The 24,475-nt window shown below is 67.5% G+C and carries 19 protein-coding genes and 1 tRNA gene; 9 read left to right on the top strand and 11 right to left on the bottom strand.

Annotation, left to right across the window (positions count from 1 at the left end; all coding sequences use genetic code 11):
- Positions 1–2 precede the first annotated feature (2 nt).
- The 5 genes from cobA (at position 3) to J2X98_RS00540 (ending at position 4,426) form a co-directional block, all read left to right on the top strand.
- The gene (cobA, locus tag J2X98_RS00560; RefSeq protein ID WP_307303399.1) at positions 3–1,034 is read left to right on the top strand and encodes a uroporphyrinogen-III C-methyltransferase; all 1,032 of its coding nucleotides are present in this window, start codon (positions 3–5) and stop codon (positions 1,032–1,034) included.
- 14 nt (positions 1,035–1,048) lie between these two features.
- Positions 1,049–2,212 (top strand): uroporphyrinogen-III synthase, encoded by a 1,164-nt coding sequence (locus J2X98_RS00555; protein ID WP_307303397.1) that lies wholly within the window; start codon positions 1,049–1,051, stop codon positions 2,210–2,212.
- Between the two features lie 216 nt (positions 2,213–2,428).
- Entirely contained in the window at positions 2,429–3,298 is an 870-nt protein-coding gene (locus J2X98_RS00550; RefSeq protein ID WP_307303395.1) for an FAD-dependent oxidoreductase, read from the top strand.
- 92 nt (positions 3,299–3,390) lie between these two features.
- Entirely contained in the window at positions 3,391–4,110 is a 720-nt protein-coding gene (deoC, locus tag J2X98_RS00545; protein ID WP_307303393.1) for a deoxyribose-phosphate aldolase, read from the top strand.
- A gap of 52 nt (positions 4,111–4,162) precedes the next feature.
- Positions 4,163–4,426 carry a hypothetical protein gene (locus J2X98_RS00540; RefSeq protein ID WP_307303390.1) on the top strand — a complete coding sequence of 88 codons (264 nt, stop codon included), beginning with the start codon at positions 4,163–4,165 and terminating at the stop codon, positions 4,424–4,426.
- Between the two features lie 96 nt (positions 4,427–4,522).
- Here J2X98_RS00540 and J2X98_RS00535 read toward each other — a convergent pair whose 3' ends face one another.
- Entirely contained in the window at positions 4,523–5,335 is an 813-nt protein-coding gene (locus J2X98_RS00535; protein ID WP_141940631.1) for a metal-dependent hydrolase, read from the bottom strand.
- A 6-nt stretch (positions 5,336–5,341) separates the two neighbouring features.
- A complete protein-coding gene (gene mfd / locus J2X98_RS00530; protein WP_307303388.1) occupies positions 5,342–9,025 on the bottom strand; it encodes a transcription-repair coupling factor in 3,684 nt (1,227 codons plus the stop codon).
- Positions 9,026–9,261: 236 nt separating this feature from the next.
- On the opposite strand from mfd, the gene J2X98_RS00525 reads away from it, so the two are divergent.
- Genes J2X98_RS00525 through J2X98_RS00515 form a run of 3 tightly spaced genes read left to right on the top strand, consistent with a single transcriptional unit; the run spans position 9,262 to position 11,534 of the window.
- Complete coding sequence (locus tag J2X98_RS00525; protein WP_307303386.1) at positions 9,262–10,767, top strand: SDR family oxidoreductase; 1,506 nt, start codon at positions 9,262–9,264, stop codon at positions 10,765–10,767.
- Between the two features lie 44 nt (positions 10,768–10,811).
- Positions 10,812–11,309 carry a DUF2505 domain-containing protein gene (locus J2X98_RS00520; RefSeq protein ID WP_141940629.1) on the top strand — a complete coding sequence of 166 codons (498 nt, stop codon included), beginning with the start codon at positions 10,812–10,814 and terminating at the stop codon, positions 11,307–11,309.
- A 3-nt stretch (positions 11,310–11,312) separates the two neighbouring features.
- Positions 11,313–11,534 (top strand): SCO4848 family membrane protein, encoded by a 222-nt coding sequence (locus tag J2X98_RS00515; RefSeq protein WP_307303383.1) that lies wholly within the window; start codon positions 11,313–11,315, stop codon positions 11,532–11,534.
- 69 nt (positions 11,535–11,603) lie between these two features.
- Here J2X98_RS00515 and sufU read toward each other — a convergent pair whose 3' ends face one another.
- The 9 genes from sufU to J2X98_RS00470 form a co-directional block, all read right to left on the bottom strand.
- On the bottom strand, positions 11,604–12,053 hold the full coding sequence (sufU, locus tag J2X98_RS00510) for a Fe-S cluster assembly sulfur transfer protein SufU (RefSeq protein WP_307303381.1): 450 nt from the start codon (positions 12,051–12,053) through the stop codon (positions 11,604–11,606).
- 23 nt (positions 12,054–12,076) lie between these two features.
- Complete coding sequence (locus tag J2X98_RS00505) at positions 12,077–13,402, bottom strand: SufS family cysteine desulfurase (protein ID WP_307303380.1); 1,326 nt, start codon at positions 13,400–13,402, stop codon at positions 12,077–12,079.
- A gap of 461 nt (positions 13,403–13,863) precedes the next feature.
- Positions 13,864–16,437: a LuxR family transcriptional regulator gene (locus tag J2X98_RS00500; protein WP_307303378.1), complete on the bottom strand. Its 2,574-nt coding sequence runs from the start codon at positions 16,435–16,437 to the stop codon at positions 13,864–13,866.
- Positions 16,438–16,507: 70 nt separating this feature from the next.
- Positions 16,508–19,144 carry a helix-turn-helix transcriptional regulator gene (locus tag J2X98_RS00495; RefSeq protein ID WP_307303376.1) on the bottom strand — a complete coding sequence of 879 codons (2,637 nt, stop codon included), beginning with the start codon at positions 19,142–19,144 and terminating at the stop codon, positions 16,508–16,510.
- A gap of 208 nt (positions 19,145–19,352) precedes the next feature.
- Complete coding sequence (pth, locus tag J2X98_RS00490; RefSeq protein ID WP_141940624.1) at positions 19,353–19,958, bottom strand: aminoacyl-tRNA hydrolase; 606 nt, start codon at positions 19,956–19,958, stop codon at positions 19,353–19,355.
- A gap of 120 nt (positions 19,959–20,078) precedes the next feature.
- Positions 20,079–20,699, bottom strand: coding sequence for a 50S ribosomal protein L25/general stress protein Ctc (locus J2X98_RS00485; protein WP_141940623.1), 621 nt, complete (start codon positions 20,697–20,699; stop codon positions 20,079–20,081).
- Positions 20,700–21,027: 328 nt separating this feature from the next.
- The gene (locus J2X98_RS00480) at positions 21,028–22,008 is read right to left on the bottom strand and encodes a ribose-phosphate diphosphokinase (RefSeq protein WP_141940621.1); all 981 of its coding nucleotides are present in this window, start codon (positions 22,006–22,008) and stop codon (positions 21,028–21,030) included.
- A 2-nt stretch (positions 22,009–22,010) separates the two neighbouring features.
- Entirely contained in the window at positions 22,011–23,489 is a 1,479-nt protein-coding gene (gene glmU, locus J2X98_RS00475) for a bifunctional UDP-N-acetylglucosamine diphosphorylase/glucosamine-1-phosphate N-acetyltransferase GlmU (RefSeq protein ID WP_307303373.1), read from the bottom strand.
- 103 nt (positions 23,490–23,592) lie between these two features.
- A tRNA-Gln gene (locus tag J2X98_RS00470) sits at positions 23,593–23,664 on the bottom strand.
- Between the two features lie 133 nt (positions 23,665–23,797).
- On the opposite strand from J2X98_RS00470, the gene J2X98_RS00465 reads away from it, so the two are divergent.
- Positions 23,798–24,424 carry a TetR/AcrR family transcriptional regulator gene (locus tag J2X98_RS00465; protein ID WP_141940619.1) on the top strand — a complete coding sequence of 209 codons (627 nt, stop codon included), beginning with the start codon at positions 23,798–23,800 and terminating at the stop codon, positions 24,422–24,424.
- Positions 24,425–24,475 lie beyond the last annotated feature (51 nt).

Below are 24,475 nucleotides of genomic sequence, written 5' to 3'. Positions count from 1 at the left end.
CCATGCAGCTCAGTATCGACCTCACCGGCCGGGACGTCCTGGTGACGGGCACCCACGCCGCCGCGCGGCAGGCGGTGCGGCGGTACCAGGCCGCGGGCGCCGTCGTCCACCGCCTCATCAGCCCGTACGACGCCGGGCAGCCCGCCCAGGTGCCGCAGGGGACATTCCTGGTGGCCGCCGTCGAGGACGGCCAGCCCGGGTGGGCTTCCCTCCTGGACCGCTGCCGGGAAGCCGGCATTCCCGTCGCCGCCGAACCGGCCGCTGGCCCCGCGGGCCACGTAACGCTGGTGGGCGGCGGCCCGGGCACCAGCGACCTGCTCACCGTGGCAGCCGTCAAGGCGCTCCGGGACGCCGACGTCGTGTTTTACGACCGACTGGCCCCGTACCAGGAACTGCCGCTGCTGACCTCCGCAGAACTGGTGGACGTTGGAAAGAAGCCAGGGCACCACAAGGTCAGCCAGTCGGACATCGAGAAGCTGATGGTGGAAAGCGCATTGGCAGGCAACAACGTTGTCCGGCTCAAGGGCGGTGACCCCTACGTGTTCGGCCGCGGCGGCGAGGAAGTTGCCGCCTGCGTGGCAGCGGGCGTCAAGGTCCAGGTGGTCTCCGGCGTGACCAGCGCCATCTCCGTGCCGGCCGCGGCAGGCATCCCCGTCACCCACCGGGAAGTCAGCCACATGTTCACAGTGGTCTCCGGGCACGCGCCGCTCACCGAAAAGGAACACCGGCACCTGGCCGGCCTGGGCGGCACCATCGTGGTGTTGATGGGCATTGGAACCCTCCACCAGCTCGCCGCGGGCCTGCGCCGTGCCGGAATGCGCCCGGACATGCCCATGGCAGTGGTGGAGCGGGGCTACCGGCCCGGCCAGCGCACCACCATCGCGGACCTCGGCACCATCGCGTCCGCCGCCGCCGGCTGCAGCAACCCGGCCGTGCTGGTCATCGGCGAGGTGGTGCGGGTGGCTGAGGCCAACCGCGGGCATGCCCACGCCGCCGACCTGGACATGCTGGCGGCCTCGCTGCTGGGATCATGAAAGGATTGACCCCCATGACCGCACTTGCCCCGGCCAAACAGACGCAGCCCGAACCACCGCAGGCTGACGAAGCTCCAGATGCTGCCGAATCGCCGCTGGAGGGGTTCCGCATCGGAGTGACGTCTGACCGGCGGTCCCGCGACCTGATCGAAGCCCTTGAGCGCCGCGGCGCCGAGGTGCTGCACGCCCCCGCGCTGAAGATCGCTCCCGTCCAGGAGGATATGCGCCTCATCGAGGACACCAAGGCCGTCATCGCCGCCAAGCCGGACCTGTGCATCGCCACCACCGCCTACGGGATGCGCCGCTGGTGCGAGGCTGCGGACTCCTTCGGCATCGGCGACGAACTGCTGGACACGCTGGGGAACTGCCGCATGTTCGTCAGGGGACCGAAGGCACGCGGTGCGGTGCGCGCGGCAGGCCTTGCCGACGTCGGCATCAGCAGCGACGAAACCACCTCCACCCTGGTGGACATGCTGCTCACTGAGGGAGTCCGCGGCAAAACCGTCGCCATGCAGCTGCACGGTTATACAGATGTCCGCCAGATCGAACGCCTGCGCATGTCCGGCGCCACCGTCCTGACCGTCACGCCCTACCGCTGGGTTAAGCCCGACGGCGAGGACAAGCTTCCACGGCTGATCGAAGCTGCCTGCAGCGGCAACCTGGACGTCCTCACCTTCACCAGCGCCCCTGCGGTGGACGCCATGTGGAGCACTGCGCACGAAATGGGCCTGTACAAGCAGCTGGTGGAGAGCCTGAAACTGAACGTCACCACCGCCGTCGTGGGACCGGTGACTGCGCAGCCGCTCCTGGATGCGGGCGTCACGCCGCTGATCCCGGAACGGTTCCGCATGGGTGCGCTCATCCGGCTGGTGTGCGAGCACCTGGCCCTGAACCATGTCCGGCGGCTGGACACCCGCTCGGGGAACATCGAGCTGCGCGGCCGCAGCCTGCGCATCGACGGCCAGCAGGTGGAGCTGGCCCCCGCCCCCCTGCTGCTCCTGCGCGCCCTGCTTGGCGCCGGCGGTGCGGTCCTGTCCCGCGAATCCCTGTCCGACCTGCTGGAACTCCGGGGCTCGGTGCACGCGCTGGACATGACCGTGAGCCGCCTTCGCTCATCGCTGCCGGACGGAAAGCTGATCGAGACCGTGGTCAAGCGGGGGTACCGTATCCGCGTCTAGCAGCACCTCCGAACGTGGTTTGGCAGCGGCGAATGTGTCGACTTCCCCATCGATGAGAGGTGCGTCACGGGTTCTGTTACCGGCCGGTAAATACTGGCGAACAAGGGGTCCGGAAACGGCAACCGACGGGTAACACAACCGAAAAAGCAGGGCCCTACGCTGGGTTCCATCACGAAGTTCCGGCCGGTTCCCGGCCGCCAGCGAAAGGGCCAGCACATGTCCGCTCCGGCACCCTCAACATCCGCTTCCGCCGCAACCCGCATCGTCATCGCCGGTGCCGGTCCCGCCGCCCAGGCCCTGGTGGCACAGCTCGACCGCGCACAGTTCACCGGGACCATCACGGTACTGAGCAACCGTGATGACGCACCTGGGGAGCTGCTGGAGCTGGCCATGCTCCCCCAGGTTTCCGTGCGGTTCGGCCAGCCCGCCAGCCACATCGACGCCGTCAACCGCACCGTGGCCACCGCCGATGGCATGGAATTCGCCTACGACCAACTGGTCATCGCCACCGGTTCGGCCCCCGTGGCCGGGCCTGTGGACGGCGCCGCGCAGTGCCTGAGCTACGCCACCATCGACGACGCACCCCGCATCGCGAAGAGCGTGCAGAAGGTAGCCCGGGAGCTCGGGCGCCGCCCGGTGGGGATCCTGGTGGGAACCGGCGCCGCGGCCGGACAGGCCGAGGCGGTCCTGCGGGCCAAGGGCGTACGGCCCATCCGCACCACGGCCCGCCCTTCCGCCGTCATCCCGGCCGTCGTCGCCGGATCGGCTCCCCGGACGGCCGCAACCGCGGTGGTCTTCGAGGACGGCAGCAGTATGACCGGAGACCTCGTGGTCCTGGCCGAGGAACGGGTGTCCAGTGAAGGCCTGGCCGCCAGCGCGGGCCTGCGCAACGCTCCGGGAGGCGGCATCGTGATCACCCGCGACTACCGGACCTCCGTCCCGGGAATCTGGGCCATCGGCGACGCCGCAGCGTTCGACGGCGTCCGGCTGGGGCTGCTGGTGGCGGCCGCTTCGGCGGCAGGCGCCTGCGCCACCCAGCTGCTGACGGCAACCTCGGCAGCCCCGGTCCTCCAGGCGGCCGCCTGAGCGGGTGCTGCTCCCGGCGCCCTCCGCTGTGACAAGATGGTTTCCGAAACCGAGCCAACGCCGGGCCCACAAGGCCCTTCGAGAGGACCATCATGAGCAACGAAGCCACCGTTCACGCCGGCACCGCCGGTCCGGCCGCGGCCACGAACATTGCCTCCTACATCGACCACACGCTGCTCAAGCCCGAAGCCTCCGAAGCCGATGTCCTGAAGGTCTGCGCCGAGGCGGCGGAGTACGGGTTCAAGTCCGTCTGCGTGAACCCCATCTGGGTCAAGACGGTCACCACCGCGCTCAAGGGCTCGGGCGTCCTCACCTGCTCCGTGGTGGGCTTCCCGCTGGGGGCCACCCCCACCGATGTGAAGTCGTTCGAAGCCCGCGGCGCCGTGCTGGACGGTGCCGACGAAATTGACATGGTGATCAACATCGCCGCCGCGAGGGCAGGTGACAAGGGCGCCCTGGTGGAGGATATTGCGGCTGTGGCAGAGACCGTCCATGCCGGCGGCGCCATCCTGAAGGTCATCATCGAAACAGCGCTCCTGACGGATGGGCAGAAGGTGCTGGCGTGCCAGGCGGCAGTGGAGGCCGGGGCGGACTTCGTGAAGACCTCCACGGGCTTCAACGGCGGGGGTGCAACTGTTGAAGACGTGGCCCTGATGCGCCGGACCGTCGGCCCGGACCTGGGGGTCAAGGCCTCCGGCGGCGTACGGTCGCTGGCGGACGCGCAGGCTATGATTGCAGCAGGTGCAACACGAATTGGTGCCAGCTCCGGAATTGCCATCGTCAAGGGTGAACAGGGTTCAGCCGCTTACTGACCGGAACCGCGAGCCGCCACAGATCACGCCCCGCGGGGCCGAGGAGGAACACATGTCCAGCCAGATCAACCCGTCCAGCCAGGACACGGCGTCCAACCGTGAATACGTCCGGACCCCGCAGAACGAGAACAAGCTCGGCGGCAGCATCGTGCTCTTCGTGATCTGCTTCGCCCTGTTCCTGGGCGCCATCTACTCGCTGTCCTTCCTCAGCCTGGGCAACCCCTGGCCGATGGCCGTCTGCCTGATCCTCTTCGCGCTGGCCTTCTGGCTTCCGCAGACCATTTTCGGCCGCTCCGACTCCGCGGGCGAGCACTAGGCCCAAACAACTGCCACCCAGTTGGGACAGGCATCAGAAGCAGCCAGGACCCCGGACATCGTCCGGGGTCCTTTGCTGTCTGTCAGTTCCTGGGCGCTAGAACCAGAGCCTGATCCAGGCCCCCGCGGCAGCAGCCACACGGCCCCAGTGGTGCTGGGCGATGGCCCAGCCGGATACTGACATGCCGACCATGGCGTAGGCGCTCACAGGGATCAGCACCAGCCACTCCCGTTTGGAGCCGGCCCGCCCCAGCAGGGGTACGGACAGGGCGCCGTTGGGCCGCCATACGTTCCGCAGGAGGGGCAGCCGGCGCAGCACCTTCGGGGGCCGGAGTACCAGCGGCCACAGCAGCGGCACTCCCCCGGTGGTGATCAAATCACCGACGATGTGCACCACCACGCCGATCAGCATCGAGGTGGGCAGCCACGTCCACTGCTCCGGCGCGTAGACGGTGACCAGACCGGCCATCACCAGCGCGAAGATCCAGTTCGAGATGAACCCGCTTTTGGGAAACAGTTTCAGCGCCTTCGCGGCAATATTGATCAGGAACATGCACAACAGGCCGGCGCCGATGGACAGCCGGCCCCAGCCGGTGTCCATGTGGACCTGCGAGGCCAGTCCGGCCAGGAACACGAAGAACGCCGCCCCAAGGATGGAGTGCGTGCCCTGGCGGTGGCCGCCGCTGGCGTTTTCAATGCCCCGCGCGATCACGTTGGAGAGCGGCGGCAGGGAATGGGCCACCGTGCTGGAGCGGTGGTCCCAGTCGCAGACCAGGGCTGTGCCCGCGGTGGCCATGCCGCCGATCAGGATGCCCGTGGGATCCAGCGGATACCAACCCAGGGTGTAGGGGCCGGTGGACGCAACAGCTACCCACGCCGCGGCTCCCGACGCGGCGTGGTGTCCTCCCATCAAGTGTTAACTCACCGCCAGCGGGGCGTCGGAGAAGATGTTCCGGATCACGCCGTTGGCCCACTCCAGGATCTCGGCGTCCTGCAGGTCCCGGCCCCCGATCCGCGCTGTCTTGGGCTTGGGGATCAGGACCGCGTCCAGCGCAGGCTTGGCCTGCGACCCCGGGTACATCCGGTTCAGCCGCATGGTCTTGGACTCGGGGAGCGTGGCCGGGGAGAACTTGATGAAGTTTCCCTGCAGCGCCACGTCGGACAGGCCGGCTTCCCGGGCGCCAACCCGGAACCGCGCCACCGCCACCAGGTTCTGCGCCGGCAGGGGCAGTTCACCGTAGCGGTCCACCAGCTCCGCCTGGACCTCGTCGATGGCCTCGTTGGTGAGGGCCGCTGCGAGCTTCCGGTAGGCCTCCAGGCGCAGCCGCTCCCCCGGGACATAGTCATGCGGCAGATGCGCGTTGACCGGCAGCTCGATCTTCATCTCCGCGGCCTTCTCCTCGGCTTCGCCGCGGAAATCAGCCACGGCCTCGCCCACCAGCCGGATATACAGGTCGAAGCCCACGCCCTGGATGTGGCCCGATTGTTCGCCGCCCAGCAGGTTCCCGGCGCCGCGGATCTCCAGGTCTTTCATGGCCAGCTGCATGCCGGCGCCGAGCTCGTTGTGCGCGGCCACGGCCTTGAGCCGTTCGAGCGCCACCTCGCCCAGCGGCTTCTCGGACGGGTACAGGAAGTACGCGTAGGCACGCTCGCGGCCGCGGCCAACACGGCCGCGCAGCTGGTGCAGCTGGGACAGCCCGTACTTGTCCGCGCCGTCCACGATCAGGGTGTTGGCGTTGGAGATGTCCAGGCCGGTCTCGATGATGGTGGTGCAGACCAGCACGTCGAACCGGCGCTCCCAGAAATCGACGATGATCTGTTCCAGCCGGCTTTCGGACATTTTGCCGTGCGCCACCTCCACACGCGCCTCGGGCACCAGTTCGCGGATCCTGGCCGCGGTCCGCTCGATGGTGGACACCCGGTTGTGGACCAGGAACACCTGGCCTTCGCGCATCAGTTCGCGCCGGATGGCGGCAGAGGTCTGCTTGTCCGTGTAGGGCCCCACATAGGTCAGGACGGGATGGCGTTCTTCCGGCGGAGTGGCCAGGGTGGAGGTTTCGCGGATCCCGGTGAGGGACATTTCAAGGGTCCGGGGAATCGGCGTGGCGCTCATGGCCAGCACGTCCACGTTGGTGCGCATCTTCTTCAGCGCCTCCTTGTGTTCGACGCCGAACCGCTGTTCCTCGTCCACGATCACCAGGCCCAGGTCCTTGAACTCGAAGTCCTTGGACAGCAGGCGGTGCGTGCCGATCACCACGTCCACGGCCCCGCTCTTGACGCCTTCCGCCGTTTCCTTGGACTCCTTGGCGGACTGGAACCGGGACAGCGGCTTCACCCGCACGGGGAAGCCGGAGAAGCGTTCGGTGAAGGTTTCGTAGTGCTGCTGGGCCAGCAGGGTGGTGGGCACCAGCACGGCCACCTGCTTGCCGTCCTGGACGGCCTTGAAGGCTGCGCGCACCGCGATTTCGGTCTTGCCGTAGCCCACGTCGCCGGACACCAGGCGGTCCATGGGGATCTCCCGCTCCATGTCCGCCTTGACCTCGTTAATGGTGGTCAGCTGGTCCGGGGTCTCCACGTACGGGAACGCTTCCTCCAGTTCCCGCTGCCAAGGGGTATCGGGGGCAAAGGCGTGGCCGCGGGAGGCCATCCGGGCCGAGTACAGCCGGATCAGCTCGCCGGCGATCTCCTTGACGGCCTTGCGGGCTTTGGACTTGGTGCTGGCCCAGTCAGCGCCGCCCATCTTGCTCAGGACCGGGGTGTCGCCGCCCACGTAACGGGTCACCTGGTCCAACTGGTCCGTAGGCACGAACAGCCGGTCGCCGGGGGCGCCGCGCTTGGCGGGCGCATATTCCAGCACCAGGTATTCACGCACGCCGTCACCGCCGCCTGCCACCTTGCGCTGGATGAGTTCCACGAACCGGCCGATGCCGTGCTGTTCGTGGACCACGTGGTCCCCCGCCACCAGCTGCAGGGGGTCGACGGCGTTGCGCCGCTTGGAGGGCATCCGCCGCATGTCCTTGGTGGACCCGGCGGAGGTGCGGCCCAGCAGGTCGGCTTCGGTGAGCAGGCCGAGCTTGAGCCCATCCAGGACAAAACCACGGCCGACGGCGGCAGTGGTCACTTCGATGATGCCCGCCTGCGGCTCGTGGTCCAGGCTGTCCACCCGGGCGCACGGAATGTCGTTCTCGTGGAACAGCTCGGCCAGGCGCTGGGCCGGGCCCGGACCTTCGGTGGCCACCACGATTCGCCACTGGTCCCGGACGTGGGAGCCGATGAAGTCCATCATCTCCGCGACGTCACCCTGGTAGCCCCGGGGTTCGCGGGCGTGCAGGTTCAGCACGTCGATCTCGGGCAGCAGTTCGGCGTCCTGCGCCAGCGACGTGATGGACCACCAGGACACCCCGTGCCCCAGCGCAGAGCCGCGCGTTTCGGCCAGGGACCGGAAGCTCGCCGAGTGCAGGGCCGCACTGGCCTGCGAGCTGAGGTCCAAAGGTGCCGCCCCGCCGTCGGACGCCGTGGACCAGGCCGCCTCGAGGAACTCCTCATTGGTGGCGGCCAGGTCATGGGCGCGTGTACGGACCTTCTCCGGTTCAATCACCACTGCAATGGAATCGGCCGGCAGTTGGTCCACGAACGGAACCATCGCGTCCACCAGCACCGGTGCCAGGGACTCCATGCCCTCCACGGCGATGCCGCCGGCGATCTTTTCCAGCATGTCAGCCGCCGCGGGAAGCTGGGCCTTCAGGGTGGCGGCGCGGGACATGACGGAAGGGGTGATGAGGATTTCGCGGCAGGGCGGGGCATGCAGCTCCGTGGGGTGGTGGATTCCGGGTGCTGACAGCGAGCGCTGGTCGGCCACGGCAAACCACCGCATCTGGTCCACTTCGTCCCCGAAGAACTCCACCCGGATGGGGTGGTCCTCGGTAGGCGGGAAGACGTCGATGATGCCGCCGCGGACGGCGAACTCGCCGCGGTGGGTCACCATGTCCACCCGTGCATAGGCGGCGTCGGCGAGGCTCTTCACCACGTCGGTGAACGGAACGTCCTGGCCCACTTTCAGGGTGACCGGAACCAGGTCGCCCAGGCCGGCCACCACCGGCTGGACCACGGCGCGGACGGGCGCGACGACGACGCGCAGGCTGCCCGCCGTCGAACTTTCCGGATGTGCCAGGCGGCGCAGGACGGACAGGCGCCGGCCCACGGTATCCGAGCGCGGCGACAGCCGCTCGTGCGGGAGTGTCTCCCAGCTGGGGAACTCGGCCACCGAGTCGGCGGGCAGGTAGGCGCGCAGGGCCGCGGACAGGTCCTCCGCTTCCCGGCCGGTGGCGGTGACTGCCAGCACCACGCCCGGCGCACCGCCTTCTGCCGCCGCCGCGAGCCCGTCCGCCATCTCCGCCAGCAGCACCGGGCGCAGGCCTGCAGGGGCGCTGATCTGGTAATCCTGCCCACGGACCGCGAAGCCACGGGCAGCCTCTGCCCGGACGCGGGCGAAGGTCTGGTCCGGCTCCAGGGCGCGGCGCAATCCGTCGAGCGACGGGCGCGGGACGCCGGACGTGCCCGTGCTGGATGTGCCGGCGGCGGACTGGCCGGGAAGACTCATGGCAGAAGCTCCTGTGGTGTTCATCGAAGGCAAGCAGGCAACGCGAAAACCCGAAATTCGCTGCGAATCCCGGGTACTCCCAGCCTACCGCGCAGGAACGACATGGCAGCGCGGCACAAACCTCCTGGGAATACATCTAGGCTGGCAGCACCGGGCTTCCCGCCGGGCCTTCTCCGCCGGAGCAGCCGTCCTGACCGGCCGCCGCTCCGAATTCCAAGGGACGAACAGGAGCAAGCATGACCGCAATGAGTGCCCAGCCAACACCAACGACCGTCCTTGTCACCGGCGCCACCGGCTACATCGGCGGCCGCCTGGTGCCCAGGCTCCTCGAGGCCGGCCACACCGTGAAGGTCCTGGTCCGCTCCCCCGACAAGATCGCCGGCGTCCCGTGGCGGGACAAAGTCGAGGTGGTGGAAAGCAGCCTGGACGACGGCGACGCCCTCCGCGAAGCCCTGGCCGGCGTCGACGTCTTCTACTACCTGGTGCACTCGATGGCCGCCGGGGCGGGATTCGAGGCGAAGGAACAGGCCATGGCCCGGACGGCCGCCGACGCAGCTGCCGCCGCGGGCGTGCGGCGGATCGTCTACCTTGGCGGGCTGCACCCGCAGGGCGTGGAGCTTTCCATGCACATGCGCTCACGTGAGGCAGTGGGCAAGGTGTTCCTGGACAGCCCGGTGGACGCCATTGTGTTCCAGGCCGGCGTGGTGATCGGCTCCGGCTCGGCCTCCTTCGAGATGATCCGGCACCTCTCGGAAACGCTGCCGCTGATGCCCGCGCCCAGCTGGGTGCGGAACCGGATCGAGGCCATTGCGGTGCGCGATGTCCTCTACTACCTGGTGTCCGCCGCGTCGCTGGAGGGCCCGATCAACCGGACCTTCGACATCGGCTGCCGGCAGGTGCTGACCTATGCGGGCATGATGAAGGAGTACGCGGCTGAAGCGGGACTGCCCTACCGCGTAGTGCTGGCCCTGCCGGTGCCGGCGCCCAAACTGGCAGGTATGTGGGTGGCCCTGACCACCCCCATCCCGCTCTCCATGGCCGTTCCCCTGGTCCAGTCCCTGCAGCACGATGCCGTGTCCAACGAACACGACATCGACCAGTACATTCCCCAGCCCGACGGCGGCCTGACGCCCTACCGGACAGCGGTGGCCCTGGCGCTGGGCAAGGAGCGGGACGGACAGGTGGAGACCACCTGGGCCAATGCCGGCGCCGACTCCGATCCGCTGCCCAGCGACCCGGAGTGGGCCGGGCACAAGGTGTACATCGACGAACGGACGTTCCACGGCGATGTGGACCCCGCCCACGTGTGGACCATCATTGAGGGCATTGGCGGCCGGAACGGCTGGTACTCCCTGCCCCTGGCCTGGCAGGTCCGGGGGTGGCTGGACAAGCTCACCGGCGGTGCAGGCCTGCTCCGCGGCCGCCGGCACCCGCACACGCTGGCCGCAGGAGAGGTTGTGGACTGGTGGCGGGTGGAACGGATCGAACACGGCAGGCTGCTGCGGCTGCGGGCGGAGATGCGTGCGCCGGGACGGGCGTGGCTTGAGCTGTCCGTGGAGCCCGACGGCGGTGGCAGCCGCTACCGGCAGCGCGCCATTTTCTTTCCCAAGGGATTGAGCGGACGGTTGTACTGGCTGGCTGTGCTTCCCTTCCACAGCCTGATCTTCCCGGCCATGGCACGGAACATCACCAGGGCTGCGCAGAAACTGGCCGATGCGGACCGCGCCCAGGTGACACCGTAGGATGTTGGAGGCGTAAATCCTTTCCCCACGTCCCAGGAGGACCCATGGCGCTGAGCGCAACCACCACCCTTCCGCATTCCGTTGACAGCGTGGCCGCTGTGCTGGTGAACGAGGATTTCCAGCGCCACGTCAGCCAGCTGGTGGGCGGCAGCCTGGAATCCTTCACCGTGGACGGCGACATTGCAGGTGCGTTCAACGCCACCTCCGTGCGCACGCTTCCCACCACCCGACTGCCGGAAATCGCCCGCAAATTCGTGGGTGAGCACCTCAAGGTGACCCAGGTGGAAAACTGGGAAGCACCCGCGGCAGACGGCTCGCGCCAGAGCAACATCTCCCTGAAGATCGCCGGGGCCCCGGTGGACGTCACCGCCGTGCAGCGGCTGGTGGCCGACGCCGGCGGAACCCGGGTGGAGCTTGAGGGCGCCGTAAAGTCCTCCGTTCCGTTCCTCGGCGGCAAGATCGCCGACGCCGCGGAGCCCATGGTGGCCAAGGCACTGAACCTGCAGGCCGCACAGGCACAGGCCTGGCTGGAAAGCCACTAACCCGTGCAGCTTCCCGTCTTCGCCGCCCTGGTCCTGATCGTGGCCGGCATCTGGTCCCTGGTGGTCTGGCCGCAGTTCCTGCGCCGGGTGATGAAGGATCCCCGCGCCCGCGATGCGGCCGGAAAGGCAACAAAATTCCTGACCGTCCATGTGGTGCTGGTCAGCATCTCCATGGTGCTGGGACTCGCTACCGCTGTGATCGGCGTCCTCGGCCTGATCGGCTGACGGAAACTGACAGAAAAGCCCGGGCCTTCCTCCTGCTGGATGAAGGCCCGGGCTGCTTGCGTTTCGGGCTCAGGCGGCCTGGTTGAGGGCGTCTTCGGCGGCCACCCAGGAAATCATGGCGCACTTGACCCTCGCGGCATACCGGGCCACTCCCTCGAACGCGGCGGCATCTCCCAGCAGCTCGGGATCGGCATGGACCTTGCCGCGCGAGCGGAGCACCTCCCGGAAGCTGTCGATAACCTCATGCAGTTCGGCCACGGTCATGCCCTGGGCAAGGTCGGTGAGGACGGAGGCGGAGGCCATGGAGATGGAGCAGCCCGCCCCGTCCCAGGCGATCTGCGCCACTTTGCCGTCCTGCACCGCGAGCCGAAGGGTCACTTCGTCCCCGCACACCGGGTTGAGCTGGTGCGACTGCCCCGTTGATGTGCCCTGGGGCGCTTCCGTCCCGGCGAGGCCGCTGCCGTGGCGGGCCTTGGAATGATCCAGGATGATCTGCTGGTACAGCTGGTCGAGGCTCATGGTGCTACCTTTCGTCTTCTCCGCTACGCGCGGAAGTAGGCCCGGACGCCGGCCACGGCTTCGAGGAAGCGGTCCACGTCGTCCGTGGTGTTGTAGAGGTAGGCGCTGGCCCGGGTAGTGGCCGTCAGTCCGAGCCGCCGGTGCAGGGGTTGGGCGCAGTGGTGACCCACACGGACGGCGATTCCGCGGGAGTCCAGGAACTGCCCCACGTCGTGTGCGTGGACGCCCTCGACGTCGAACGCGGCCAGGCCGATCCGCTCTTTTCCCGCGGCCGGGCCGAGGACCCTGATGCCGGGAATGCTTTCGAGTCCGGACACCATGCGCTGGCCCAGTTCGGCCTCCCATGCGTGGATGCGCTCCAGTCCGGTCTCGGTGAGGTAGTTGGCGGCGGCTGCCATGGCCACCGCCTGGGAAATCCGCTGGGTGCCGGCTTCGAAGCGTTGCGGCGCCGGAAGGTACTCGGCCCGCTCCATGGTGACGGTGGTGATCATTGATCCGCCGGTCAGGAACGGCGGCAGGATGTCCAGTAGCTCCTGCCGTCCGTAGAGCACGCCGATTCCGGTGGGAGCCAGCATTTTGTGGCCGGAGAAGACTGCGAAGTCCACGCCGAGTTCCTTGACGTTCAGGGGCAGATGCGGTGCGGACTGGCAGGCGTCCAGGACCACCAGGGCTCCTGCGCTGTGGCCCAGGGCTGTCAGTTCCGTCACGGGGTTGATGATGCCAAGGACGTTTGACGCGTGCGTGAAGGCCAGGACCTTGGTGCGGGCGCCGATGATCGCCGCGGCCTGGTCCATGCGGAGGCTGCCGTCGTCTGCGATGGGGATGTACCGGAGCGTCGCCCCGGTGCGGAACGCCAGTTCCTGCCAGGGAATGAGGTTGGCGTGGTGTTCCATCTCGGTCACCACGATCTCGTCGCCCGGGTTCAGCGCCAGTTCCTTGAGCCCCCGGTCACCGCGACCCTGGGCTGCCCACAAACCGGCATTGGACAGCGCGTAGGAGAGGAGGTTCAGTCCTTCCGTGGCGTTGGATGTCCAGATGGTTTCCTCGTAGTCCGCACCAATGAAGTCGGCAATCGTCTGCCGGGCATCTTCGAAGGCCTCGGTAGCCTCGACTGCAAGATGGTGGGCTCCCCGATGAACCGCGGCGTTGCGCTGTTCGTAGAATTCCTGTTCGGCCTCGATGACGCTGGCCGGGTTCTGGGACGTGGCGCCGGAGTCGAGGTAGACCAGCGGCTGTCCGTTGACCAGTTGGTTGAGGACCGGGAAGTCGTTCCTGATGCGCAGCACCTCGGCGTTGTCAATGGCAGGTACGGCGCGTTCCAGTGTGGCTGGCGTTGATACTACGGCCAAAACGAACTCCTTGGGCTGCCAATGTCTGACATCCAATTGTCCCACACACGGCGGTGGCGGCCGCCCCGGAGGGGTAGCCGCCACCGCTGCCCCGGGCTTCAGCCGAGGGAGCAGAGGGCCGGCGACGGCTGGGGGGAGAGTCTCGGTCTCAGAAGACTCTGACGTCGCCGGCCCCGTCCATGCCCGGTCCGCGGGGACCGGAAAATTGAAAGGGCCTCAATGTGTCCGTGTGGCTGCTCTGCGGCCTCCAGCCTGCCGCTTTGCTTTGCCTCCTTAAGTAAATCCGGGAGTGCCCTCCCGTACACGAGTAGGGAGTACTCGATTCCTCCCGCCCGTACTACTAGCCCTCGGTGCTCCTACGCGCTGTAAGACCCGGGGCCGGCGGTTCAGGACGCTTCCGCTGCGGGGGCGCACGCGGAAACCAGGCGCCGGGCGCCTGGGCGGCTTGCTTTGGGAAGCGCCTACTTGGGGAGTGCCGATTCCAGTTCGTCGCGGCTGCGGACGCCGAGCTTGACGTAGGTGCGGTACAGGTGGCCTTCAACCGTCCGGACCGACACCATCAGCCGCTGCGCAATCTCCCTGTCGGTGAGGCCCTGCACGGCCAGTTCAACGATGTCCTGTTCCCGGCGGGTGAGCCGGATGGTGGGTGCCGCCGCTATGAAGCGTCCTTCACGGAAGCGCTCACCGAGTTCGTGGTCGCACTTCTCCCGCTGGGCAACCGCCTGCCGCGACCGGCGGCGTTCGCCGGCCTGCTCCAGTACGGTGCTCGCACGCGCGTAGGCCTCCCGGGCCAGGTTGGCAAAGCCTGCCTCCTCCAGCGAGGCAGCCGTCGCCATGAGAGTGTCGCCGTCGGCGTTTTCCCATGCGGTGGCCAGCGTCAGCATTGACTCAGCCCACCGGCCTTCCACTTCCCTGGCCACTGCCTGGACCATGGGAACCACCGAAGGGTCCCCGAGGTCCCAGCACATGGCCAGGACTTCCAGGAGGTTTCCGCTCCTGGCGGAGGCCTCCGTGGTGGTCATCAACGTCTGCAGGGCCGCCAGGCCCTTGCCGTCACGGGCCAGATATTCGCCGGCCGCTGCCACGTAGGCTTCAGCGGGAAGATCATGCGCAGGCCAGCCGGTATCGGCATCCTTGTGATCCTGTTCCAGGCGTTTTGCCTGCTCGGAATCTCCGAGCCGTGCCGCGGCGTAGAAGCCCAGGGCGGCGCCAAAGCGATACAGGTGCAGCGGGTCATTCAGCCTGAGCGCTTCGACGGCGGGCAGCAGGACCTGGTAGGCGCGCTCCATCCTGCCCTGCCGCAGCAGCGAGTAGCCCTGGAGCAGTTGGAGGCTGCCATTGAAGGTGGCCGCGCCCTGTGCATGGCCGGCCGCGTAGTGGTTGATTTCCCGCTCTGCCGACTCCCATTCACCCATGGCGAGGTAATCGGAGACGAGCCGTCCCAGCACGAACTCCGGGAAGAAGAACAGGCTGTCTTCCAGCGGGGGCAGCTCCGAAGCAGCCAACAGGGCCGCCTCAAGTCCCTGGACCGGCCGCCCCGCTGCGGCAAGGGCATGGGCCAGGAGACCCTCGGCCAGGGCGCGGAGGGGTTCTGCCCCGAGTGCCGGCGGGCGCGTGCGCACGGCCTCCACTTCGTCACCCAGCGCCTGGACGTTCACCTCGGCCCCCAGATGAAGCAGGTGCAGGAGCTCTTCCTGCCAGCTCTTTTCGGCGTCGCCGCCGGGCACGATGTGCTTTTCGACGTCCCCGGCAACCATATCCAGGGGGTGCCCGACGCCCTGGTGCGCGGAGACCCGGAGCAACAGCACGGCGGGCCCCTGGGCGTCGTCGGCCAGCGGAAGCCAACATTCATCGAGGAGGGCAGCGGCCTGGTGGTAAGCGCCTTCATTGTAGAAGGCGCGGGCCTGGATCGCCTGGGCAAGCGGAACCAACGCGGGCAGGTGGATCCGCGCCGCAATGGTCCGCGCGCTCTGGTTGCGGAACCTGAACAGCGCTTCTTTTGCCGCCGCCAGCATCTCCTCATCACTGACCCGGACGCCGCACTCAAGGGCCCACTCCACGGACCGCAGCCGCCCTTCCCCCTGCAGCAGGGCCGGGTCCTGGTGCGCTTTGACCTTTTCCAGCAGTTGAAGGCTGCGGGAGACCGACACGGTATTCCTGATGGCCCCGGCAAAGAGGCCGTTCCACATGGAAAGCTCGGCCGGAACGCCCGGCGCTTCGACGATCATCTGCTGGTCCAGGAGTGAGCGGACCACTGCTGCACCGCTGATGTCTTCGATGACTTTCCTGCCCACCGGGCCGGCCAGGGCAATGAGCTTCAGCGCTTCCTGTTCCTCGGGCCGTCGCCGGAGGTGGTCTTTGGCAACCACCGCTGCCAGCCGTGCCCCGTCGGAGGGCAGCGCGCCCAGGAGCATCCAGATTCCGTTGCGCTTTGCAAGGACGCCTGCCTCCGCTGAATCGTGGAGCAGGGCATCAAGGATCCGTGGATTGCCACCCGAGGCGTTCCAGATGGCGTCCACCGTTGCGCCGGGGACCGTCCCGTCGAGAGCGTGTTCCAGGACCTCCTCAACCTGTTCCCGGTTGAGGGGGCGCAGGTCCACCCGTTCGGCCAGGCCGTCGTACCAAAGCTGGTCAAGCGGCTGGGGCAGGCCTGGGCGGGGACGGGCGGCCGCCACCACCGTTGCCCAGCCGGCCGAAATCACTTCAGCCAGCACGCCGGCCGAAGCATCGTCCAGGTGGTGGGCATCGTCCACGGCAAGCAGCACTGCCGTCCCGTTGCCGGCCTTCAACTTCTCAAAGTATGACCACATCGACCGGAGCACAGCCACGGGCGAGACGGATTCCTCCGCCGTGAGTTCCCCCGTGTAAGGAGTCAGGACACCGAACGGGACGCCGGCCAGGGCCGAACTGGCATGGATGCGCAGAATGGTCATGTTCCCTGCAAGGCGGTCCGTCACCGCGTCAGTCACCGCCGACTTTCCAATGCCGGGGCCGGCCATGATGAACACAGCGTGGTGGGTTCCGGCCCCAAGCATTGCGCAGATGCGGTCCACCGGCTCACGGCGGCCGGTCAGGAGCCGGTGTGGGGACGAAGGCCTGTGGCCGTTAGACGAGTCCAGTCAGATCACCCCTTGAAGTCACGCCAAGCTTGGTGAAGACCTGGTATAGGTGGCCTTCGACGGTGCGGACGGAAACCCCCATCTCCATGGCGATGTCCCGGTTGGATGCTCCACGTCCGGCCATCCGGGCAATCTGCCGCTCCCGGCTGGTCAGGAGCGGGCTTCCGCTGCTGGGCACGATGGGGAGGTTGGCCACGGTGGCCGCCAGGATGTCAAGCCTCGCCTGTGCGGTCCTCGCCGAAAGGGCGTCCCCGTCCTGGCGGGCGAAGTCCACGGCCAACGCCATGCACCTGGCCTCGACGGCGTCGAGTTCCAACGTGGCAGCGAGTTCGCCGCCTGCCAGGAGGGACTTGGCGTCCTTCGTCCTGCTTCCGACGGCGATCAGTCGGGAGACTTCGGCCAGCGGGCCCTGCCGGTGGCCAGCAATCTCCTCGAGAAGCCGGAAGTCGGCGTCGCTCCCGTTCACGGTTGCCGCCAGCAGTGAGATGCCTGCCACCGTGTACCTTCCCGCTTCCAGGTTCCGACGGGCTGCCTGCTTCAATCCCGCGACAGCCTCCGCATCCCCCAGCCAGCGCCCGGCGACGAGGGCGCAGAAATCGACGATGCATTCCGTGACGAACCCCGAGCGGCCTGGCATCCGTTGCAGTTTGGCGAGGTGTTTGCGGGCCATGGCCGCATTGCCCGTCTGGGCGTAGGCCAACGCCGTGGCTGCATACGCTGTGCGCAGCGCGGACTGGACCGGCTGCAGCTCCAACTGGGCAGTGGCGGAAATCAAGGGCTCCAAGGCGGCCTCGCCACGGCCGGAAAAAGCGAAGGCGACGCCGGCCGCGAGTTCGGTGGCCGCGCTGCGGTACGGAAGCCGGTGCAGCTGGCCGGAGCTGAAGGGGCTGAGGAGGTCGATGCAGCGCCGCCACTGGCCGGCCATGAGCAGAACGACGTAAGCCTCCCTTGTGTAGCGCTCCCGCAGGCCCACGATGTGCGAGGCATCGGTGAGTTGACCCCCCAACTGGCGCATGAGGCCAAGGGCGTCCATTTCGCGTCCCGTCAACGCAAGGGCGCCCATCAGGATGATCGCGGCCTGGATCCGGAACGCGGTGTCAGGGTTGGCGTCAGGATCGGCCGCCTGCTCGAGCGCCGGGATCATGGCTGCAAAGTCACCGGCGTGGGCACGGTACTCGAATTCGCTCAACGCGATGCGGTTGGCAGCCACCGAGGCGGGCTCGGGCCAGGAGGAATGCCGGGCTGCCGGGTCCAGGTGTTCGCGCGCGTCCGCCAGGAGCCCCGGGACCCGGGCCGCCCGTTCCGGAATGGAGAGCATCACCCGCGCCTTCGCGGCGACCACCTGGGCGTACTCGTCGGGGTCGAGGGCCTGGAGCTCGGGCTGGGAGATGTCTTCCAGGGCGGACAGCGCCTGGACCGGCATGTCCAGCTGGAGATACGCGGCAGCTTTTTGCCGTTGCGCGGACGCCCACTGGGCGTCCGACCGCTGAAGCATGCCGGCGTAGGCCAGGGCAAAACGGGGGTCGAAGAGCTGGACCGCTGCCTGGGCGGCCGCGAGCGCCAGCGGCGGGCTCAGTTCGGCCTCGCACTCGTGGGTCCAGGCGGCGAAGGACATCAGTTCTTCCACGGTCATGAACGCCGGGTCCGGCTCCTCGCCACCAAGCAACATACTGCGGAGTTCATGACGGCGCGAAATACTCAGCCAGGTCCTGACGACGTCCCCGATGTATTTCTCCCGCAGCGACACCCAACGATATTCGGAATCGTCGATCTCCAGCAGGCCGCCGTCCTCCATGTCGGCAATGACATCCGAACCATAGATGGCGGTAAGGCTGGCCAGTTCCACCCGCCGTGCGCAGGAGAGCATCTCGATGACTTCCCGGGTTTCGGGTGTTTCCCGTGACCAGCGGGAGCGGACGATGTCATCCAGGCTCGCTGCGCCGTCCAGCACCACCTTGTCCCGCAGTGTCCAGACAGAGTCCGACAGGACCAGGTTGCCGGAGAGCTGCTGTTCTGTGACCAGGGCTTTGAGCAGCAAGGGATTCCCGCCCACCATCTGGTGGTAGGTGCTGACCAGCGAGGAAGCTACGCGGTGCCCCAGGAGGGACAGCAGGACCTGCCGCGTTTGGAGTTCGTTGAGGTTGCTCAGCCGTACTTCGGTCAGCTTCCGGTCCGTCAACAGCCAGTGGAAATCCGCCGGCAGGTCGCTGGAGTTGGGCGCGACCGCGACGATCTTTGCCGTACCGGTCAGCAGGACGTTCAGCAGCACCCCCGCACTCATGTCGTCGATGCTGGCAGACGTGTCCAGGGTAATGATGCAGGGCCTGCCCGCGGCGTCGCTGCGGATCAACGACGTGATGCCGCGAAGGATGGCCGTGGGCGACCCCATGTAAGCCTGCGGCAGCCTTGCCAACAGGAATGAAAGGCAACCGTAGGGCGTGGTGGACCCGGCAGGGCCGCTGCGCAGCTGCAGGGACCAAATGTTGGGACCGAGGTCCGCCACTGCGGCGCGGGCAAGGGAGGACTTCCCCACTCCCCTGGCTCCGGTGATGACGACGCCCAGTGAATCCTGGCTGGTCAGGGCGGTGCGGACGGCGTCGAGGTTGACGCTTCGAGCAGGCATGGACCATTGCTGGCCCTCCGGCGCCGTGGAGGGGGGCGTGGGCAGCACGTCACCGTGAGGTGTTGACCCACGTCCCCAGCTGAGTGGCTCGATTGACATGAACTTTTCCCCTACATCCTGCATTAGCGGGATGTAGCCCCATTGCTCCCCCGCATAGGAAGAAGAGTACCTCGTGCCACAGACAAGGAAACAGGGTCAAAGGGAACTTTTACGATTCCGGCGCGCGTGATCCTGACTTGGCCGGATGGAACCTCTGCTGCGCGGCGGTCAGCCCTTCCTTGAGCAGGGACTCGACGGCGTCGGCGGCATCATCGAGCAGGAAGGGCAATTCCTTCTTCTCCACAGTGCCGAAATCCCGCAGTACGTAGTCTGCGGTGTCCATCCTGCCGGGCGGCCGTCCCACACCTACGCGCACCCTCAAGTAGTCCTTGGTGCCCAGCGCCTTGGAGATGTCTCGAAGCCCGTTGTGGCCGCCTTCCCCGCCGCCGAGCTTGAGTTTGACCGTGTTGAAGGGGATGTCTATCTCGTCATGGACGGCCACCACATGGTCTGCCGGGATGCCGTAGAAGCCGGCGAGGGAAGAAACCGGGCCGCCCGAGACGTTCATGTAGCTCATCGGTTTGGCCAGGACCACCCGGGGGCCGCCGATGCCCAGCCGGCCCTCCAGGACCTGGGCGCGGGCTTTGTGCGTCTTGAATCCCGCCCCGATCCGGCCGGCAAGTTCATCGAGCACCATCTGGCCCACGTTGTGCCTGTTGCCTTGGTACTGGGTGCCGGGGTTGCCGAGGCCAACGATCAGCCAGGTGTCTGTCATGGAATCAATCCTATTGATGCGGTGTGGGTGGACCGGAAACTGCGGGGAGGGACACCGCAGGCGGAAACGAACAGTGGCCGGACCCATGCGGGTCCGGCCACTGCGCAAACTGCGGAATGGTTACTCGGCTGCGGCTTCTTCGGCTGCAGGAGCTTCCCCTGCTCCGGCCTCGGCGGGAGCTTCGGTTTCTGCTTCCTCGGCGATTTCGACGGCCTCGGAGATGTTCACCACGAGCGCTTCGGCGTCGGTCAGGAGGACCGTCCCCTTGGGCAGCACCAGGTCGGAGCCGTGGATGTGCTCGCCGGCAGCGCGGCCTTCGATGTTGACGACGACGGACTCGGGGAGGTGCGTGGCCTCCGCTTCGAGGGACACAACGGTCAGTTCCAGGTTGTGCACGGTGCCGGGTGCGGTTTCGCCCTCGACGTGGACAGGAACGTCAACCGTGACCTTCTCGCCCTGGCGGACGGTCAGGAGGTCGATGTGCTCGATGATCTGCTTTACGGGATCGCGCTGAACATCCTTGACCAGGGCCAGGTGGCCTTCGCCGTTGATGTCCAGGGACAGCAGGGCGTTGGGGGTGCGGACGGCCAGGGTGGTGGCCTTTGCCGGCAGGGTCACGTGGATGGGCTCTGCACCGTGGCCGTAGATGACGGCGGGGATCTGGTGGTTCGCACGGGCGCGGCGGGCGTAGCCCTTGCCGAATTCGGTGCGCAGTTCTGCTGCGAGCTTCTGCTCAGACATGGATATCTCCTTGAAGACTAAACGGTGTTCAGCAAGGGCGGAGGTCTGATGTGACCTTCAACGCCGGGCGGCCGGAAGGCGGCCCTTCAAGAAGGCGGTCCCCACGGGGACCAGCAGACCCAGTCGATAACGGAGGCTATGCCCTCCCTCGCCAAGGTATCGGGAAACAGCCTACCAGTCGCGGGCGGTTTCCCTAAATTCCCACCGGCTGCCTGAGCTCGCAAGCTCACCCAGGGAACCCTGCCGGCGTGGGCCCAGGGCGGGCATGGGTGGTTGAGGCCGTCGAAACCCAAGGGCTGGTTTCGAAAGCCTCAACCACCGGCGGCGGCTAGGCCTTGCCGTCGAACAGGCTGGTGACCGATCCGTCGTCGAACACTTCGCGGATGGCCCTGGCGATCAGCGGCGCGATGGAAAGCACCGTCAGCTGCGGGAAGCGCTGGGACGAATTCAGCGGAAGGGTGTTGGTTACCACAACTTCACGCGCGCCGGACTCGGACAGGCGGCGGGCGGCCGGGTCGGAGAACACGGCGTGCGTGGCGGCAATGATGACGTCCTTGGCCCCGGCGTTCTTCAGGACCGTGACGGCGCCGGAGATGGTTCCGCCCGTGTCGATCATGTCATCGATCAGGACACAGGTGCGGCCCTCGATCTGGCCCACCACTGTCTTGGAGACGGCCTGGTTGGGAACGGTCAGGTCGCGGCTCTTGTGGACGAAGGCCAGGGGCGCGCCGCCGAGGCGTTCGGCCCACTGCTCGGCAACGCGGACGCGGCCGGTGTCCGGGGAGACGACGGTGATGTTGTCCGCCGCGACGCGGGTGCGGATGTAGTCGGCGAGCAGCGGGATGGCCATCAGGTGGTCAACCGGGCCGTCGAAGAAGCCCTGGATCTGCGAGGTGTGCAGGTCCACGCTCATGATGCGGTCCGCGCCGGCGGTCTTGTAGAGGTCCGCCACCAGGCGGGCGGAAATGGGCTCGCGGCCGCGGCCCTTCTTGTCCTGCCGGGCGTAGGGGTAGAAGGGCGACACCACGGTGATGCGCTTTGCTGAGGCCCGCTTCAGCGAATCGATCATGATCAGCTGTTCCATGAGGTGGTTGTTCAGCGGTGCCGGGTGCGCCTGGATCACGAAGGCGTCCGTGCCGCGGACGCTCTCGCCGGCGCGGACGTAGATCTCGCCGTTCGCGAAGTCGTAGGCGTCAACGGGAAGGAGGTCGGTGCCCAGTTCCTTTGCGATTTCCCGGGCCAGCTCCGGATGGGCCCGCCCGGTGGCGAGCACCAGCTTCTTTTCGCCGTGCGCCGTAATTTCGCTCATTGTTACTTGCCCTCTTCTGTAGATGCCGGGGTACTTGAGGAGTCATTGGTGGCCGCCTGGGCCAGTTCAGCGGAGCGGGTTCCCGGACGGTGCGCGGGCACCCATCCTTCGACGTTGCGCTGGGCAGCGACGCTCAGGGCCAGCCCTCCGGCCGGTACGTCTTTGCGGATCACCGCGCCGGCGCCACTGTAGGCGCCGTCCCCCACGGTGACGGGGGCAACAAAGACAGTATTGGAGCCTGTACGGACGCCCGAGCCGATCACCGTGCGGTGCTTCTTCTCGCCGTCGTAATTGGCCGTGATGTTGCCACAGCCGATGTTGGTGTCTTCGCCGATTTCGGCGTCCCCTGCGTAGCCCAGGTGGGACAGCTTGGAGCCGCGGCCGATGGTGACGTTCTTGGTTTCGTAGAACGCGCCGATCTTGCCCTTTTCACCCAGCGCGGTGCCAGGGCGAAGGTAGGTGAAGGGACCGACGGCGGCGCGGGGGCCGATGACCGAACCGGAGCCGTGGGTGCGGACCACCGTGGCGCCCTCGCCGACCTTGACGTCGGTGAGGGTGGTGTCGGGGCCCACGACGGCGTCCCTCGCCACCGTGGTGGCGCCGTGCAGTTGGGTGTTGGGCAGCAGGCGGACGTCCTCGTCCAGGGTGACCGAGGAGTCAATCCACGTGGTGGAGGGGTCGACGACAGTGACGCCGGCACGCATCCAGGCTTCCACGGTGCGGCGGTTCAGTTCCGCGCCGAGGGCGGCGAGCTGGACTCGGTCGTTGGCGCCCTCCACCTGCCAGCGGTCGGCGGTGACGACGGCGGCAACCCGCCCGCCCGCCTCCCGCGCCAGTCCCAGGACGTCGGTCAGGTATTTTTCGCCCTGCGCGTTGTCGGTGGTGACCTTGGCCAGGGCGTCACGGAGCACGGCGGCGTCGAAGGCGTAAATTCCGGAGTTCACTTCCCGGATCAGCTTTTCGGCGTCAGTGGCATCCTTGTGTTCGCGGATTCCGGTGACGGAGCCGTCCCCGCCGCGGAGGATGCGGCCGTAGCCGGCGGCGTCATCGAGGACTGCCGTGAGGACCGTGACGGCGTTGCCATCGCGTTCGTGGGTGGCAACCAGTTCGGTCAGCAGGTCACCCGACAGCAGGGGCACATCGCCGTAGGTAACCACTACGGTTCCTGCCAGGTCCTGGTCGGCATGCAGCGCCTCAAGCGCAGCTTCGACGGCGCGGCCGGTGCCGGGGACGTCGTCCTGGTCAACGATGACGGCCTGCGGGTCCAGGGCAGCGACGTGGCTTTCCACCAGGTCCCGTTCGTGGCGGACCACAATGGCCAGCCGCTGCGGGTTGATGCTGCGGGCCGCCCGGAGGGCGTGGCCCACCATGGACAGGCCGCCGATTTCGTGGAGGATCTTGGGGGTACGCGATTTCATCCGGGTACCGGCGCCTGCTGCCAGAACGATTACAGCGGCCGGGCCGGTATTCTCGGGGATCACGTACGGGCTCTCCTTGCTTGGTTGTGCTGGCGCTTCGGGGTGTTCTGCGGGCCACGCCGCTGCGCACCGGGTGCCATCCTCATGATCGCTCCTTGCCCAGCAGTTCCGCCCATAGGATTCGAACCTATACTCCACGGCTCCAAAGGCCGGGGTGCTGCCGTTACACCAGAGCGGACCGTGCCGGAAGACTCAAGGCCCGGGCACAAGTCCCTATTTTGCCACGGGTTCAGGCCGCCGCGCGACACGGCGGGTCCGGGCCCGGCGTTCCTCCGGGAATCCCGCCGCCTGCGGTGGGGCATGATGGGAAGGTGAGCAACAACCTTCCGCGGATGCGGATGACTGGCCTGCAGCGCAGAAGCCAGCTGATCGACGTCGGCCGCGGCCTTTTCGCCGCACGGGGGCTGGACGGGACCACCATTGAGGAAATCGCGGCCTGCGCCGGAGTGTCCAAGCCGGTCATCTACGAGCATTTCGGTTCCAAGGAAGGGCTGTACACCGAAGTGGTGGACTGCGAGTTCCACATCCTCCTGGACGCGATCAACGCAGCCCTCACCGAGGAAGCCAAGCCCCGCGTCCTCGTCGAGCGCGCAGCACTCGCCCTGCTCACCTACATCGAGGAGCGCACCGAGGGTTTCCGCATCCTGATGCGCGACGCTCCCCCCTCCCAGCCGGAAGGCGCCTTCTCCACCCTGCTCTCCCACGTCACCGCACGCGTGGAGCACATCCTCTCCGACGAATTCTCCCGCCGCGGCTTCAGCGGCGAGGACGGTGCCATGTACGCCCAGATGCTCGTCGGCATGGTGGCCATGACCGGCCAGTGGTGGCAGGACAGCCGCCAGCCCGACAAACACACCGTAGCCGCGCACCTGGTCAACCTCGCCTGGAACGGCCTGACAGGCCTCAAAAGGGACCCTGGGCTGCAGTCTGAACTGTGAGCCCAGGCCGCCTTCGTCCTGGTCGCCTACACGGCGCAGGGGCCCTTCGCC

The organism is Pseudarthrobacter enclensis, assembly GCF_030811655.1.
Taxonomy (GTDB): Bacteria; Actinomycetota; Actinomycetes; order Actinomycetales; family Micrococcaceae; genus Arthrobacter; species Arthrobacter enclensis_A.
The sequence above is the reverse complement of the archived record's forward strand: the minus strand, read 5'-3'. Positions and strand labels throughout refer to the sequence as shown.

What these genes read in the sequence shown, in the direction of transcription:
- J2X98_RS00535 (WP_141940631.1), bottom strand. Translation starts at nt 5,335, where the DNA reads ATGGGAGGACACCACGCCGCGTCGGGAGCCGCGGCGTGGGTAGCTGTT.
- J2X98_RS00550 (WP_307303395.1), top strand. Translation starts at nt 2,429, where the DNA reads ATGTCCGCTCCGGCACCCTCAACATCCGCTTCCGCCGCAACCCGCATC.
- deoC (WP_307303393.1), top strand. Translation starts at nt 3,391, where the DNA reads ATGAGCAACGAAGCCACCGTTCACGCCGGCACCGCCGGTCCGGCCGCG.
- mfd (WP_307303388.1), bottom strand. Translation starts at nt 9,025, where the DNA reads ATGAGTCTTCCCGGCCAGTCCGCCGCCGGCACATCCAGCACGGGCACG.
- J2X98_RS00480 (WP_141940621.1), bottom strand. Translation starts at nt 22,008, where the DNA reads ATGAGCGAAATTACGGCGCACGGCGAAAAGAAGCTGGTGCTCGCCACC.
- pth (WP_141940624.1), bottom strand. Translation starts at nt 19,958, where the DNA reads ATGACAGACACCTGGCTGATCGTTGGCCTCGGCAACCCCGGCACCCAG.
- J2X98_RS00525 (WP_307303386.1), top strand. Translation starts at nt 9,262, where the DNA reads ATGACCGCAATGAGTGCCCAGCCAACACCAACGACCGTCCTTGTCACC.
- J2X98_RS00540 (WP_307303390.1), top strand. Translation starts at nt 4,163, where the DNA reads ATGTCCAGCCAGATCAACCCGTCCAGCCAGGACACGGCGTCCAACCGT.
- J2X98_RS00520 (WP_141940629.1), top strand. Translation starts at nt 10,812, where the DNA reads ATGGCGCTGAGCGCAACCACCACCCTTCCGCATTCCGTTGACAGCGTG.
- sufU (WP_307303381.1), bottom strand. Translation starts at nt 12,053, where the DNA reads ATGAGCCTCGACCAGCTGTACCAGCAGATCATCCTGGATCATTCCAAG.
- J2X98_RS00500 (WP_307303378.1), bottom strand. Translation starts at nt 16,437, where the DNA reads ATGCTTGGGGCCGGAACCCACCACGCTGTGTTCATCATGGCCGGCCCC.
- J2X98_RS00555 (WP_307303397.1), top strand. Translation starts at nt 1,049, where the DNA reads ATGACCGCACTTGCCCCGGCCAAACAGACGCAGCCCGAACCACCGCAG.
- J2X98_RS00495 (WP_307303376.1), bottom strand. Translation starts at nt 19,144, where the DNA reads ATGCCTGCTCGAAGCGTCAACCTCGACGCCGTCCGCACCGCCCTGACC.
- cobA (WP_307303399.1), top strand. Translation starts at nt 3, where the DNA reads ATGCAGCTCAGTATCGACCTCACCGGCCGGGACGTCCTGGTGACGGGC.
- J2X98_RS00485 (WP_141940623.1), bottom strand. Translation starts at nt 20,699, where the DNA reads ATGTCTGAGCAGAAGCTCGCAGCAGAACTGCGCACCGAATTCGGCAAG.